The organism is Bradyrhizobium ganzhouense, from assembly GCF_049949285.1.
In the GTDB taxonomy this organism is placed as follows: domain Bacteria; phylum Pseudomonadota; class Alphaproteobacteria; order Rhizobiales; family Xanthobacteraceae; genus Bradyrhizobium; species Bradyrhizobium ganzhouense.
In genome coordinates this window covers 5,872,016-5,885,874 of the sequence record NZ_CP181318.1, presented here as the reverse complement: position 1 = coordinate 5,885,874, position 13,859 = coordinate 5,872,016, and the positions used below count along the sequence as shown (strand labels likewise).

Annotated in this window: 16 protein-coding genes; 8 read left to right on the top strand and 8 right to left on the bottom strand. The window is 64.6% G+C overall.

Annotation, left to right across the window (positions count from 1 at the left end; genetic code table 11):
• The first annotated feature begins 319 nt into the window (after positions 1-319).
• The 3 genes from ACLFLU_RS27160 (at position 320) to ACLFLU_RS27150 (ending at position 2,556) form a co-directional block, all read left to right on the top strand.
• Positions 320-1,471, top strand: a complete 1,152-nt coding sequence (locus ACLFLU_RS27160; protein WP_426407842.1) for a zinc-binding dehydrogenase — start codon at positions 320-322, stop codon at positions 1,469-1,471.
• A 37-nt stretch (positions 1,472-1,508) separates the two neighbouring features.
• A complete protein-coding gene (locus ACLFLU_RS27155) occupies positions 1,509-1,934 on the top strand; it encodes a VOC family protein (protein ID WP_426407841.1) in 426 nt (141 codons plus the stop codon).
• A gap of 109 nt (positions 1,935-2,043) precedes the next feature.
• Entirely contained in the window at positions 2,044-2,556 is a 513-nt protein-coding gene (locus tag ACLFLU_RS27150; protein ID WP_426407840.1) for a hypothetical protein, read from the top strand.
• Between the two features lie 10 nt (positions 2,557-2,566).
• Here ACLFLU_RS27150 and ACLFLU_RS27145 read toward each other — a convergent pair whose 3' ends face one another.
• Both ACLFLU_RS27145 and ACLFLU_RS27140 read right to left on the bottom strand, forming a co-directional pair.
• Positions 2,567-2,920: a cupin domain-containing protein gene (locus ACLFLU_RS27145; protein WP_426407839.1), complete on the bottom strand. Its 354-nt coding sequence runs from the start codon at positions 2,918-2,920 to the stop codon at positions 2,567-2,569.
• A gap of 74 nt (positions 2,921-2,994) precedes the next feature.
• Positions 2,995-3,537, bottom strand: a complete 543-nt coding sequence (locus ACLFLU_RS27140) for a hypothetical protein (RefSeq protein WP_426407838.1) — start codon at positions 3,535-3,537, stop codon at positions 2,995-2,997.
• 308 nt (positions 3,538-3,845) lie between these two features.
• On the opposite strand from ACLFLU_RS27140, the gene ACLFLU_RS27135 reads away from it, so the two are divergent.
• Positions 3,846-5,867, top strand: a complete 2,022-nt coding sequence (locus ACLFLU_RS27135; RefSeq protein ID WP_426407837.1) for a DEAD/DEAH box helicase — start codon at positions 3,846-3,848, stop codon at positions 5,865-5,867.
• A gap of 80 nt (positions 5,868-5,947) precedes the next feature.
• Here the strand turns inward: ACLFLU_RS27135 and ACLFLU_RS27130 are convergent, their stop codons facing one another.
• On the bottom strand, positions 5,948-6,307 hold the full coding sequence (locus ACLFLU_RS27130) for a hypothetical protein (protein WP_426407836.1): 360 nt from the start codon (positions 6,305-6,307) through the stop codon (positions 5,948-5,950).
• Positions 6,308-6,419: 112 nt separating this feature from the next.
• A complete protein-coding gene (locus ACLFLU_RS27125) occupies positions 6,420-6,923 on the bottom strand; it encodes a GNAT family N-acetyltransferase (protein ID WP_426407835.1) in 504 nt (167 codons plus the stop codon).
• A 168-nt stretch (positions 6,924-7,091) separates the two neighbouring features.
• On the opposite strand from ACLFLU_RS27125, the gene ACLFLU_RS27120 reads away from it, so the two are divergent.
• A complete protein-coding gene (locus tag ACLFLU_RS27120; protein ID WP_426407834.1) occupies positions 7,092-7,481 on the top strand; it encodes a COG4315 family predicted lipoprotein in 390 nt (129 codons plus the stop codon).
• 108 nt (positions 7,482-7,589) lie between these two features.
• Here the strand turns inward: ACLFLU_RS27120 and ACLFLU_RS27115 are convergent, their stop codons facing one another.
• Both ACLFLU_RS27115 and ACLFLU_RS27110 read right to left on the bottom strand, forming a co-directional pair.
• Entirely contained in the window at positions 7,590-8,018 is a 429-nt protein-coding gene (locus ACLFLU_RS27115) for a cupin domain-containing protein (protein ID WP_426407833.1), read from the bottom strand.
• Between the two features lie 66 nt (positions 8,019-8,084).
• The gene (locus ACLFLU_RS27110; protein ID WP_426407832.1) at positions 8,085-8,639 is read right to left on the bottom strand and encodes a PAS domain-containing protein; all 555 of its coding nucleotides are present in this window, start codon (positions 8,637-8,639) and stop codon (positions 8,085-8,087) included.
• A 454-nt stretch (positions 8,640-9,093) separates the two neighbouring features.
• Between ACLFLU_RS27110 and ACLFLU_RS27105 the strand changes: the two genes are divergently transcribed.
• Complete coding sequence (locus ACLFLU_RS27105; protein WP_426407831.1) at positions 9,094-9,903, top strand: rhomboid family intramembrane serine protease; 810 nt, start codon at positions 9,094-9,096, stop codon at positions 9,901-9,903.
• Positions 9,904-10,091: 188 nt separating this feature from the next.
• Positions 10,092-10,520 carry a CBS domain-containing protein gene (locus ACLFLU_RS27100; protein ID WP_426407830.1) on the top strand — a complete coding sequence of 143 codons (429 nt, stop codon included), beginning with the start codon at positions 10,092-10,094 and terminating at the stop codon, positions 10,518-10,520.
• A gap of 7 nt (positions 10,521-10,527) precedes the next feature.
• Here the strand turns inward: ACLFLU_RS27100 and ACLFLU_RS27095 are convergent, their stop codons facing one another.
• A complete protein-coding gene (locus tag ACLFLU_RS27095; protein WP_426407829.1) occupies positions 10,528-11,568 on the bottom strand; it encodes a patatin-like phospholipase family protein in 1,041 nt (346 codons plus the stop codon).
• Between the two features lie 241 nt (positions 11,569-11,809).
• On the opposite strand from ACLFLU_RS27095, the gene ACLFLU_RS27090 reads away from it, so the two are divergent.
• The gene (locus ACLFLU_RS27090; RefSeq protein ID WP_426407828.1) at positions 11,810-12,883 is read left to right on the top strand and encodes a hypothetical protein; all 1,074 of its coding nucleotides are present in this window, start codon (positions 11,810-11,812) and stop codon (positions 12,881-12,883) included.
• 61 nt (positions 12,884-12,944) lie between these two features.
• Here the strand turns inward: ACLFLU_RS27090 and ACLFLU_RS27085 are convergent, their stop codons facing one another.
• On the bottom strand, positions 12,945-13,838 hold the full coding sequence (locus ACLFLU_RS27085) for a LysR family transcriptional regulator (RefSeq protein ID WP_426407827.1): 894 nt from the start codon (positions 13,836-13,838) through the stop codon (positions 12,945-12,947).
• Positions 13,839-13,859: the final 21 nt, after the last annotated feature.

The following is a 13,859-nucleotide window of genomic DNA, read 5'->3' as shown; positions in this document are numbered from 1 at the left end:
CGCTGCTGCCACACACTCCGCCGTCATCCCCGCGCAACCGCGAAGCGGTTGTCGCTGGAGGTGCGAGCCTTGCGATGCATCAGCATCGCAAGGGGAGCCTCGAAGGATGGGCGACAGGAGCTCGCGGCCCATCCTTCGAGGCGCGCGAGAGCGCGCACCTCAGGATGACGGCGGTGCTTGTAGCAGGCGTCGCGCCCACATTTTGCTGCGCATCATACGGGCTACATGGCCGCACCTTGGCACGAGCGCGCATCTCACATACGCTTCGCTTCACGCCCGCACCCATCAATCATAACAGACGGGCACCGAGGAAACAGCGATGCAACAGATCCGCGTCTGCACTCACGCAGGGCCGGGCTCGGAGCCCGTCATCAAGACCGTGCCTTGGCCGAAGGTCGGCCGCAAGGGGGCGCTGATCAAGATCGGCGCGTGCGGCGTCTGCGGCACTGATCTGCATATCCTGAAAGGGCATTGGCCGAAGCCGCTGCCCTGGCCGTTCACGCTTGGCCATGAGATTGGCGGCGTCATCGTCGAATGCGGCGACGAATTCACCGAGGATTTCATGAGCAAGCCGCTCGAGGTCGGATCGAAGGTGATGATCCCGCCGCTGATGCCGTGCGGCAAATGCTACTACTGCATCCATTATCCGCAGACCGCGAACAAATGCCTGACGCCGGTCTATTACGGCCGCTATCTCGGTTTCGACAAGGCGCCGCACATGTGGGGTGGCTGGGCCGAATATGTCTATGTCGATCTCGATATGCTGCCGGGCACCAAGATCTACAAATTGCCCGACGACATGTCGCTGCGCCTTGGCGCGCTGTCGGAGCCGTTGACCTCCTGCATCCGCGCGTTCAACCGTGCGAGCCGCGCCGGCGGTTTCAGTTGGGGCGATACGGTGGTGATCCAGGGCTCGGGCCCGATCGGCATTTTGGCGGTCGCGGCCGCCAAGGAGATGGGCGCAGGGCGTGTCATCTGCATCGGCGCGCCGGAAGAGCCGCGGCTCAAGCTCGCGCGTGAGTTCGGCGCGGAAGCGACCGTGAACATCGAGGAGATCACATCGCCGCAAGATCGTATCGCGCGCGTCCGCGAGATCGTAGGCGGCTTCGGCGCCGATCTGGTGATGGACTGCTCGGGCCATCCGACCGCCGGCCCCGAAGGCATCGAGATGCTGCGCGACGGCGGCACCTATGTCGAGATGGGCCAGTTCACCGATGCCGGCTCGATCGAGACCTCCTGGCACCGCATCTGCACCAAGGACCTCAACGTGCTCGGATCCTGGGGCTTCACCGGCAACGATCTGCCGCTCGGCGTCGACATGCTCTACCGCACCCGCGACAAATATCCCTGGCTGAAGATGCAGACGATCTACCCGTTCACCGAAGAGGGCGTCGCGCAGGCGGTCAAGGATGCCATGGCGATGAAGACGGTGAAGTCGACCATCGTGCCGTGGCCGGAATTGGTGGAGTGATGTTTCGTAGCGTTGATGTTTTGGAATAAGATCACGTATGGACGAACAAACAAACGAACTAGCCCCGCGCACCCGCTCCCCCTTCAACGCCATCCGCGCGATCGACTACACCGTCATTTTAGTGCGCGACATGGCGGCGATGCGCGGCTTCTATGAGGGCGTGCTCGCCTTGTCCCTGCTGCGTGAGCTGTCGCCGAACTGGATCGAGTACGGCCTCGGTAGCAACACGCTCGCGTTGGCGCGACCAAGCCGGACTGCGGCCGATGCGCCGACGCCGGCCGGGAGTGCCTCCCTGCAACTGGCCTTCAGGGTCTCTGCAGCCGAGGTCGACGCCTGCGCTGACGAGCTCGTGCGACAGGGTGTGGCGCTGCTCTCGCCGCCGACGAACCAGCCGTTCGGGCACCGGACGCTGTTCTTTAGGGATCCCGACGGCAATCTTCTGGAGGTTTATGCCGAGATCTGAGACGGGCGGAACTGAATGCCCCAGAAGTTCCACAGGGAATCCGCGACTTATTCACGTCGCGGTGAAACTTAAGCCCAGGTTCCGGCTTTCAGTTCGCGGGAGAGTTTTTGTGAAGCGAATCCTGAAGCCCATCACCTACATCCTGGCCGCCATCTACTTCCTGGTGGATGCGGTGTTTATGGCCGTGGCGCGGCCGATCTCGCGCTGGCTCGGGCGGCATTTCGAATTCAAGCGGCTGCGCGCCTGGATCAAATCGCTGCCGCCTTATCCGTCGCTCGCGCTGTTTTCCGTGCCCGTGATCATTCTGGAACCGATCAAGCCGTTGGCGGCATACCTTGTCGCAACCGGTCAGTTCCTGAGCGGCGTGTCGGCGTTTGTCGGCTGCGAGCTGCTCAAGCTCGTGCTGGTCGAGCGCCTGTTCCACCTCACGCGGGACAAGCTGATGCGGATTCCGGCGTTCGCCTGGGTGTACGGGAAGTTCACCGAGATGAGGGCATGGCTGCAGGCCACCGAAGCCTGGCGCGCCATCCGTGCCCTGAGCCGCGCAGCGAAAGACTTTGTCATGCGGGCCAAGACAAGGCTGGCCGGCGGCTTCAGCAAGCTCGTGACCTCCAGGGATTAGACCTGCGCGCCTATGCCAGCTTGCGCGCTGCGGCCGTGGCCTTGTCACCCGTGTTCGGCGTCCCCGTCGGCTCAATCAGCATCAGGTGAACCTCCTCACGTGCCACCGGGCGATGCTCGACACCCTTGGGCACGACATAGAGCTCGCCCGGTCCGAGCGTGACGGTGCGGTCCCGCAGCTCGATGTCCAGCTGGCCCTTCAGGACGAGAAAGAAGTCGTCGGTGTCGTCATGCTTGTGCCAGGTGAATTCTCCCTTCACCTTCACCACCATCACGTCGCAATCATTGAAGGTCGTGATCGTGCGCGGTGACCAGTACTCCTGAAAGGTCGCGAGCTTGTCGGCAAGCGAGATGCTGTCGGCCATGTTTCACCCGTATCCTGTTTCCGCGTGAGGCACGATTTGGGATCAAAGGACCGGCGCGGCAAGACGCATATCCGTCAATCGATCGATCCTGTTCCGCCGGGACCTGAGATAGCATCAAGCTCATCCGCCTTCACCACCGTTGCGCCCACCACCTTGGTGCCCTCCAGCTCCCGCACGATGCGTTCATCCGGTCCGACGATGCCGAGATCGAACTCGCGCTCCGGCGTGACCAGGATCATGCGCTGGCCGACGATCACGACGACCGTCATGTCGTTGCGCTCGCCTTCCTCGGCCCAGGCACGGATCTCGCTGGCGTAGGGCTCCTTGCGCCAGGAATTGGGGGAGCCGGGGTCGCAGCGGACCTCGATGCCATCCTCTGACGTGGTCAGAACCAGCTTGGAGCGGCTCGGCTTCCAGCACTCGTCCAGGAGGTGGTTGACGAGCCAGAGGCAGCTGAAGCTTTCACATTCGGCAGGCCGGTCGGCGTAGATCGCGCAGCCGCGGCCGGGCTTGCAATGAGCGCACCAGGTGCCCGCCGGCTTGGCGAGCGCCTCGATCGCCATCACCTTGCAGCAAAGCGTGCAGTCGCCGCACTGACGCTGGTCTGACGAGGTCATAGATGCATCCCTGGCACCTCCGATCGCGCACAATTTAGCCGAGATGGTCGCAAAAGTCCGCCGTTCCGGGTCCAAAAGCGTGCTGGAGCCGTCAAAGCGCGCCAAAAGTGCCAGGCCGAGCATCCCGGGCTTGTTCACCCTGTCGCCAATGCCATGCATCAAAGCCATGGTGATTTGGCCGCTTCTGGCGTAAAGAGCGTCCAAATCAAAATCATGATGGGTGTGACCGGGCCTTCTGCAGTGACTGCAGCGTCGGCCCCTTCGGCTTTCCGTTCCGCGCCCCCGGACCAACCAAGGTTTTCCATTCCGTGTCCTTTCCGGCCCTGACCCCGCCGCTCGCCCGTGCCTTGGCTGAGCGCAATTACGATTCACCGACCCCCGTTCAGCTCGCCGTGCTCGGCGAGGATGCGGTCGACCGCGACCTCCTGGTCTCGGCCCAGACCGGCTCGGGCAAGACCGTCGCTTACGGTTTGGCCATGGCCAAGGATTTGCTCGATGGTGCGGAGCAGTTCGAGCAGGCCGCCGCGCCTCTGGCTTTGATCGTCGCGCCGACCCGCGAGCTCGCCCTGCAGGTCCAGCGCGAGCTGACATGGCTCTATGCGCAAGCGCGCGCGCGCGTCGTCTCCTGCGTCGGCGGCATGGATCCGCGTCGCGAGCAACGCGAATTGGCCGCTGGCGCCCACATCGTTGTCGGCACGCCCGGTCGCTTGTGCGATCATCTGCGGCGCAATCGTCTCGACATCTCGGAATTGAAGGTCGTGGTCCTCGACGAGGCCGACGAGATGCTCAATCTCGGCTTTCGCGAGGACATGGAGTTCATCCTCAAGACCACGCCGGACACGCGCCGCACCTTGTTGTTCTCGGCGACGTTTCCGCGCGGCATCGTGGCGCTGGCGAAGCAATATCAGCAGCAGGCGTTCCGGATCGAAGTCGCCGGCGACGAGGGCGGTCACGCCGATATCGAATACCGCGCCATCCGCGTCGCTCCCGGCGATGTCGAGCATGCGGTCGTCAACGTGCTGCGCTTTTACGAGTCGCCGAGTGCATTGGTGTTTTGCAACACGCGCGATGCGGTCAGGCATTTGCAGGCGGCGCTGCTGGAGCGCGGTTTTTCCGTGGTTGCTCTCTCAGGCGAATTGACCCAGAACGAGCGTACCCTGGCGCTCCAGTCGCTCCGGGACGGGCGCGCCCGCATTTGCGTCGCGACCGACGTGGCGGCGCGTGGCATCGACCTGCCGAGCCTCGACCTCGTCATTCATGCGGATCTGCCCAATGACGCGGAGGTCATGCAACATCGCTCAGGCCGCACGGGGCGTGCAGGACGAAAGGGCGTCAGCGTTCTGCTGGTGCCGCCGATACGACGGCGGCGTGCGGAGGTATTGCTGAATTTGTCCGGCATCGAGGCGAGCTGGGGCACAGCGCCGCAGGCGGATGAAATTCGCAAGCTCGATCATGAGCGCATGAAGGACGTGTTGTTCACTGAAGAGACGTCTGCCGACGATCTCGAACTGGCGAAGGCTCTGCTGGCCGAGCGGTCGGCCGAGGACATTGCTGCAGCGCTGGCTCGGCTCTACCGCGCGCGGCTTCCGTCACCTGAGGACATTCTCGATCCCGGTGAGGCGCGCAGCCGCCCGCGCGACGATCGGACATCGCGTGGCGATCGCGCGCCGCGCGACGACCGACAGCCGCGCGGCGATGACCGCTCCGAGAGGCCCCGACCCAAATCGGGGAAATCGTCGCCGAAGCATGGCATGACAGAAGCTACCGTATGGTTCCGGGCCAACATCGGACGACGAAAGAATGCAGAAGCGCGCTGGCTGTTGCCGATGATTTGCCGTCGCGGCGGCATCGACAAGGGCGACATCGGCGCCATCAAGATCATGGACACCACGACCGAGTTCGAAATTTCCGAGCGGGTTGCGGAGTCCTTTGCTGCCAAGATCAAGCGTCCGGATAAGGAAGACAATATCCGCCTCGAGGCAATGACGGGTGCGCCGCAAGCGCAGGCGCCGGCCGAGAAGCGCTCACGCCCTCCGCAACGCGATGAAGGTGACGACGATCATGCTGCCCGTCGCAGCGACGATCCATGGAACGCGAACGGGCCGAAGCAGCACGACAGGCCGCGGGGAAAGCCTGAGGCCAAGCACCAGGGCAAGCCGCACGCCAAACCTCACGCTAAGCCCCACGAGGGCGGCAAGTTCGGCAAACCGGCGTTTGGGAAGAAAGACAAGAAGTTCGGAGATAAATCCGGTGGCGGCAAATATGCGCCGTCGGTCACTGAATGGCCGGGTGCTTCCGCGAAGAAGGGCAAGAAGAAGCACCGCAGCTGAACTGCCGCGCCCGTCAGCGCAGACCACGATGATGCCGCCGGGTTGCACCGGCGACATCATCTGAAAAGTCAGCTGCGAGCTTAGCGGCCACCACCACCACCACCACCACCGCCGCCACCGCCGCCGCCGCCACCGCCGCCACCACCGCCACCGCCACCACCGCCACCGCCACCACCGCCGCCGCTACCTCCGGCATAACCCATGGCGGAGCTGTAGCGCGGGTCGATCTGCTTCATGTAGGTCGGTGACGTATCGCGGTTGATGCGAGTGATAGGGGGCGGTGCGGGTGCCGGCTCCCGGAGGTTGACGACGCCGCAGCTTCCAAAGAAGTCGATGTCGCAGCGATAGGAATGGAATTGCACCGCATTGGCGCTGGTTGCGGTGAACGCGGTCGTTGCAACCAATGCTATCAAAGCGACTTTTGGCAATGTGAGCTTCATGAGAATTCTCCAGCCTCGGTTCGGCGAGACCGGAACGGCTCGCACAGTCCTTCGACGGAGACAGATCGAAACCGGTTCGAGGCTTGGTTTCACGCCCGCGTGAGGGAAGGGGCTATTGGGTGAGCCCGCGCAGCATGTAGGTCGCGCTCGCGCCATAGGACGAGAGTTTGTCGCGCAGCGACGCATCGGGTGCGACGCCTTGGAAGCCGAGATGCTCCCACAGCGGTCGCGTGGCGTAGACCGAGACCAGCGCAAGCGTTGTGATGCCGGATGATCGCGCGAGCTGTTCGATCTCTGCGACATAAGCGCGCGTCGTGCCGCCGCGGAAGTCGGGCAGCACGGCGACATCGTGCAGATAGAGACAGTCCGCAGCATCAGGCAATCGGTCGAGGAATCCGTCGAGCGGCGGAATCTGTTGCTGCATCCAGGGATGCGCGAGGCCGTAGCCTGCGATCTCGTTGCCTGCGGCGAGCACGCAACAGCCGCCCGGAGAGAGCCGCATCTTTTCCGCGAAGACTTCCGGGCGCTCGGGGAGATCAGGATGAATGCGCGCCGCGATCGCGCTGATCGCGGCGAGGTCTCCGGCGTGGGCGCGACGCCAATGCGGCTTGCTCATCTCGACTGTTCCGTATCCACCATCGCAATTTATTCCGCCGCGCCGATGGCGCAGCCAGAAATATCTTTGCGCCATTTTGAGGAATACCGCGCGCGGCGCGGCGTCCTACCCATTGCGTACCCAATTTGCGAACCCAATTTGCAGGCCGATTGCATGACAGGAGACACCATGACGACATCTTCGATCCGCCTCGCGCTCACGCTCCTTGCGTCGCTCGCAGTGACCTCGGCTGCCTTCGCGGCGCCGCCGACCAAGACCGGCAAGACCGACAAGGGCAACGTGCTCACTGACGCCAAGGGCATGTCGCTCTACACGTTCGACAAGGATATGGACGGCAAGTCGGCCTGCAACGGACCGTGTGCGACAAACTGGCCGGCGCTGAAAGCCGAGGCCAGCGATGCCGCCGGCGACGGCTACACCATCATCACCCGCGACGACGGCTCCAAGCAGTGGGCCCACAAGGGCAAGCCGCTCTACACCTTCGCCAAGGACACCAAGCCCGGCGACATCACCGGCGACGGTTTCCTGAACGGCGCCTGGCATCTGGCGATGCCGTGACAAGGCGATAGAATGGGGGCCGGGTATCGCCGTTGCAGGCGGCACCCGGCTCTTCTCGCAAGTGGCCAAATGTGAGGGTAGGCGAGGCTCAACCGTGGCCGGCCGGGCTCACGCAGGCGGTGCCGGCACCAGTCCGTAGCGCAGCATCGTCTCTTTCATCTTGGCGGGATCGGGTGGCGCGCCGGCCGACAGCAGCGCGGCCATCTCCATGAAATATTGCGGTCCCAGCACCCCGGGGCTCAGGATGCACAGGCAGGTCGCCGGCCCCGCCGAGCGGTTGGCAAAGCCGTGCACGATGCCGCGCTTGATGAAGACGGAGTCTCCGGCGCCGAGATCGTGCTGCTTGCCGTCGATCGTCCAGGTCGAGACGCCCGAAAGCCCGTAGATCGTTTCGTCCCAGCGGTCGTGATAGTGCGGGATCGGCATCCGAGCATTCGGCTGCAACGTCATCTCGAAGATGTCGACGCTGCCGGCGGTGTCATCCTTGCTGTGCAGGAAGCGGAGCTGTAGCGCGCCGAAATTAATGCTGTCGGGCATGGTTGTTTCATCCAGGTGAGCAAGGCCGCATCGGGATCGTGGTAGCGGCTCGCGTTGAAACGAGAGTTACCGCAGCCCCTCATACACCATCAGCCCGCGTGCGATCTGCAATTTTCGGATCGCGCGCGGCAGCAGCTTCTCCGGTTGGTGCAGATAGCGCCAGGAGGTGACGGTGAAGGCGGAAAGCGCGCCGCATTCGTCGTCGAACGGCGCAAGCACGCCGGTCACGCTCACCGGCGTGTGCGGGCGAGCGTTGAAGGGCAGCAGCAGCAGCTCGAGATGGGCCTTGCTGCCGTCCTCGCGCGTGGCCGTGATACCGGCAATGGCGCCGAGCGTCTCGTCGGCGACGATGGTCGCGATCTCCTCGATCTCGCCGCGGCTGGCCTCGGCGAACAGCGCAGCGAAGCTCTGATCCTTGAGATCGCAGCCGGCGAGCGCGCAGACGCGGGTGCCGGCGACGCGGAAGGGGAAGCCGGCTTTCGGCTCGCAGGACAGAACGAAGATGTCGCCGAGCAGCTCGCGCACGGCGGCGGGGTCGATATCGGACCTGTCGGGTGCCCGCGCAGTGCCGCGCTTCTTGTCCCAATACGCGAAGAACGCGCGGCTCGACGGATGTTTCATGACTGACGCTTACCCTGGGGTCGCACCATGTGGGACAAAGCTGTCCCGCTTCAGTGCACCTGAGATCCCTGTGTTGTTGTGCAGGAGGGGAATTGCAGCGTCCATGCCGCGGGGGCGTTTTTGGCCTGGCGCAGGCCACCTTTGCGTCGTTAACGTTAAATTAACTATGCGCTTTGCCCCGGCCGCGCGGCTGCTAAGGTGATCGCGGTCGCAAGCCTCGCCGCTTTCTTCCAGGTTCTCGGCGAGGCCTGTACACGGGCGTCAAACAGTTTGGTCACTGGCCGCGGGGAGGGGTGGGGATACGCCTTGTTCCTTCGCAGTGCCGGCAAGATCGACACGGATAGGCAGGGCTTTCCCAGGGCCCTGCCTTTTCCTTTTGTGCACTTGCGCAAGGCCGGTAAAGGCGACTATCTCCAAGCTGTTGCTTCGATCGCGCCTGAAAGCGAAACCGCCCTTGGATTCCCCGCCACAACCACCGTCAGACCAGCCGGTCGTCATCGAAGCGGCCCCGCGCGAGCCGGTCCTGACGCTGCCGTTGCCGCTGACGGCCTATGTCGTCCTGCTGGCGCTGATCCATTTGCGGGTGTTGCTGCCGCCGGAGCTGGAGAACTGGACCATCGACGTCTTCGGCTTCATCCCGAAGCGCTACGATTCCTCGCTGGTCAATCTGCAATTCGAGGGCGGCGCCGGAGCCAAGGTCTGGACTTTCGTCACCTATTCGCTGCTGCATGCCAATCTCACCCATCTCGCCTTCAACGTGCTGTGGCTGCTGCCGTTCGGCAGCGCGCTGGCGCGGCGCTTCGGCGCTCTGCGCTTCTTCGTGTTCCTGGCGGTGACGGCCGCCGCCGGTGCGCTCGCCCATCTTGTCACCCATGAGCACGCGGTGGTGCCGATGATCGGCGCCTCGGCTTCGGTGTCGGGCGCGATGGCGGCCGCGATCCGGTTCGCGTTCGTGCGTGGCAGCTTCCTGTCGTTCAGCCGTTCGGACGCCGATACCGCCGCCAAAGTTCCGGCACTGCCGCTGTTGCAGGCGCTGCGCGACCGGCGCATCGTCGGCTTCCTGGGCGTGTGGTTCGCCCTCAACATCATCTTCGGCGTCGGCGCCATCGGCGTCGAAAGCGATAGTGCGGGCGTCGCCTGGGAGGCGCATATCGGCGGCTTCTTCGCAGGGCTGTTGCTGTTCGCGCTGTTCGATCCCGTACCGCGCGTGCGAAGCGGCGATGCTGCGGATGCGTCATCACAGGACATTTCAAACGGTATTTGAAGCGGTGCTTGCAGCGCAGCCCGAATTCATCCATCATTCCCTGGAAGAATGTTCCGAAGCAGCAAGCTCATAGAAGCTGCACTTCGCAAAGCGCCTGAACGTGAAACCGGCGCCGAAACTGTTAGTTGAAGACTCGCGAACAAGTCCGAACCGCGCAAAGCGGACGGCTCCTATTCAGGGAGGCAACAATGACGGTACGTTCCATTCTCAATGCCAAGGGTCACCAGGTCATGAGCGTCGAGCCCGACGCGAAGCTGGCTGCCGCAGTCAAGCTGCTCGCCGAGAAGAAGATCGGCGCGGTGCTGGTGATGAACCAGAGCCGGCTCGAGGGCATCCTGTCGGAGCGCGACATCGTCCGCGTGCTCGGCGAGCGCGGTGCGGGCGTGCTGCAAGAGCCGGTGAGCCAGGTCATGACGCAGAAGGTCGTCACCTGCAAGGAGACCGACACGGTCGCCGAGCTCATGGAGATGATGACGACCGGTAAGTTCCGCCACCTCCCGGTGCTGGATAACAACAAGGTGGTCGGGCTGATCTCGATCGGCGACATCGTTAAGCGCCGGGTCCAGGAATACGAATCCGAGCAGGAAGCCCTGCGCGACTACATCAAGACGGCCTGAGCCGGCCTTACTCGCTGGCCTTACCGACTGCTTTGGGCGCGGCGCCTTCGGGCGCCGGCGCCAGCACGTCGATCGTCTCCTGGATCGACTCCAGCGCGCGTTCGGCGGCGCGAGTGCCGTGCGCGATCAGCTCCTCGGCACGATGGAAGTCGAACCAGCCGAACTGGCCGACCCGTGGCGTGATCAGAAGGTCCGGAGGATCGCCGGCGAGCCGCGCGCGCGTGATGCGGTCCTGCATGATATTGAAGGCATCCACCATGACCGAGGAGATGCCGGGACGACCGGCGGTGCCGAAGAACTCGCGCTTGACGGTTTTCTCCGGCGAGAAGAAGCGCGGAAAGCGCCGCTTGGCCGGAGTCTCCTCGGTGACTGGGGCAACCGGCGCGGGCTTTGCGCCGTGCTGATAGATCGTCGTTGAATGGGTGAAGATGTCGGTGGACAGATTGACTGCGATGACGATTTCGGCGCCGAGCGCGCGGGCGGCCGAGACCGGCACCGGGTTCACCAGCGCGCCGTCGACTAGCCAGCGGTCGCCGATCATCACGGGCGAGAAGATGCCAGGCAGCGCGTAGGAAGCGCGCATCGCCTCGACCAGGCGGCCGCGCGTCAGCCAGATCTCGTGGCCGGTGCGGACCTCGGTCGCGACCGAGGCATACTTCATCGGGAGATCCTCGATCATGGTCTGGCCGATCGCCTCCTCGAGCCGGCCTGCGAGCTTCTCGCCGCCGATCAGTCCCGAGCCATCGAGACGGATGTCGAGATAGCCAAGGATGTTGCGCACGCCTTGCAGGCTGCGCGCCCAGTCTTCCAGCGCGTCGAGCCGGCTGGCCGCATAGGCGCCGCCGACCGCCGCGCCGATCGAGGTGCCGACCACGACATCGGGAACGATGCCGTTGGCCAGCAGCGTCCTCATGATACCGATATGGGCAAAACCGCGCGCCGCGCCGCCGCCAAGTGCCAGGCCTATGACGGGCCGGCGGATGCTGCCGAGGCCGACTTTTTCTCCGTTCGCGCCGTTCACGCCGCGCCCCTTCAAGATCTCCAGCACCGAAACTCTCCTACTCCGGGCGGTCCTCACTTCAGAGTAGGCGCCGCGCTTCCGCTTCGCCAGAACGAGGGCAAAGCTTGGTTTATAGCGTTGGGGACGCTGGGGGCAGGAGTGTGGCGGGGACCGGTTGCCTTTGATGTCATCACGCAGGCGTCAACGGTTCCATAGAACTGCTTCGGGGCCGTATTTCTTGCGGTTCAGAGGCTTGAATTTGCCGCGTTTTCGGTGAAAAGCAGAGGGCATGACTCTCGGGGGTGACGGCATCATCGGATGGCGGCGCGGCGGCAGGCTGCTGCCCGCGCTTGTCCTCGCCGCGTGCTTCATTGTCCTCGGCCAGAATGCTGCGCAGGCCCAGCTTTTCTCGGATCGGCCGCCGCCGGTGCCCCCGGCTTCGGTGCCCGATCCCGGCGGCGCCGTCAGCCTGGCGCCGCCCTCCGGTCCGGGCGCCGGCCCTCCGAGCCTGCCGCCGACCCTGACGCAGCCGAACACGCCCAGCATGCCGCCGCCCGCGGTGACCAGCGTTCCGCCGGCAGCACCTCTCAATGCGGCCGCGCCCGGACAGGCCGTGCTGTCGCTGAGCGCCAAATACGGCAAGGACACGCCTGCGATCAGCAGCGGCCTGGTGTGGCGGGTGTTTGCCGACCGACCCGACGAGAACGGCACTTTCAAGCTGATCCGCGAGGATCGCAGTGCGACGCCCAACATCGTGCTGCCGCCGGGCAATTACGTCGTGCACGTCGCCTTCGGCCTCGTCAGCGCGGTGCGCACCGTCAGCCTGAAGGCCGAGACCGACCGCGAATCCTTCGTGCTGCCGGCCGGCGGCCTGCGCATCGAGGGCCGCGTCGGCACCAGCCGCATTCCGCTGAACCAGATCTCGTTCGCGATCTACAAGGGCAGCCAGTTCGAATCCGGCGAGCGCGCCTCGCTGGTGCCGAACGTCGCCGCCGGCGACGTCGTGCTGCTGCCGGAGGGTACCTACTACATCATCTCCAATTACGGCGACGCCAACTCGGTGGTGCGCTCGGACATCCGCGTCCAGGCCGGCAAGCTCACCGACGTCACCATCACCCACCGCGCCGCCGTGATCACGCTCAAGCTCGTCAGCGACAAGGGCGGCGAGGCGCTCGCCAACACCGCCTGGTCGGTGCTGACGCCCGGCGGCGACGTGATCAAGGAATCGATCGGCGCATTCCCGCGCGTCGTGCTCTCCGAGGGTGAATACCGCGCCATCGCCAAGAACGAGGGCAAGGTCTACGAGCGCGGCTTCAATGTCGTGAACGGCGTCGACGGCGAAGTCGAAGTCGTCGCGCGCTAAAGCATGATCCGGAAAAGTGCGTAGCGGTTTTCCGACCAAGATCATGCTCAGATAACAACTTTCACTTCCGATACCTCAGCGCCTCCACCAGCACGGCAAACGCCGGCGTCGGTTGTCGCCGGCTCGGATAATACAGGTGATAGCCCGCAAACGGCGCGCACCAGTCGGCGAGCACGCGGATCAGCCGGCCGTCGGCGATCTCGCGCTTCACGAGATCTTCCGGGATGTAGGCGAGGCCAAGGCCCGCCAGCACCGCGTTCATCCTGAGCAGGCCGGTGTTGAACACGAGCTGGCCGTCGACGCGCACCTTCACGACGCGGCCCCGCTTCTCGAACTCCCAGGCATAGATCCCGCCATAGGTCGGCAGGCGCAAATTGATGCAATTGTGCTCGGTGAGATCCTGCGGCTGCTTCGGCTTGCCGCGCGCGGTGAAATAGGCGGGCGCGCCGACCACGGCCATCCGCATCTCCGGCCCGATCCGCACCGCGATCATGTCCCTGGCGACCTGCTCGCCGAGACGGACGCCGGCGTCGTAGCGCTCCGTGACGATATCGGTGAGGCCATAGTCGACGACGAGCTCGACCTTGATGTCGGGATAGCGCGGCAGGAGCTTCGCCAGCGCCGGCCACAGGACTGTCTGGGCCGCGTGCTCGCCCGTGGTGATGCGGACTGTGCCGGCCGGCGTCTCGCGCAACGCGGTGAGCGCTGATAGCTCGGCATCGATCTCGTCGAAGCGCGGCCCGATCGTGCGGAGCAGCCGCTCGCCGGCCTCCGTCGGTGCGACGCTGCGTGTGGTGCGGGTGAGGAGCCTCAAGCCCAGCCGCTCCTCCAGCGCGCGCACGGTGTGGCTGAGCGCCGACTGCGACACGCCGAGCTGGGCGGCTGCGCGGGTAAAGCTGCGCTCGCGCGCGACGGCGAGAAAGGCGAGCAGGTCGTTGGTGTTGGTGCGGGCCATTCATGAATCCAGATCATGAGT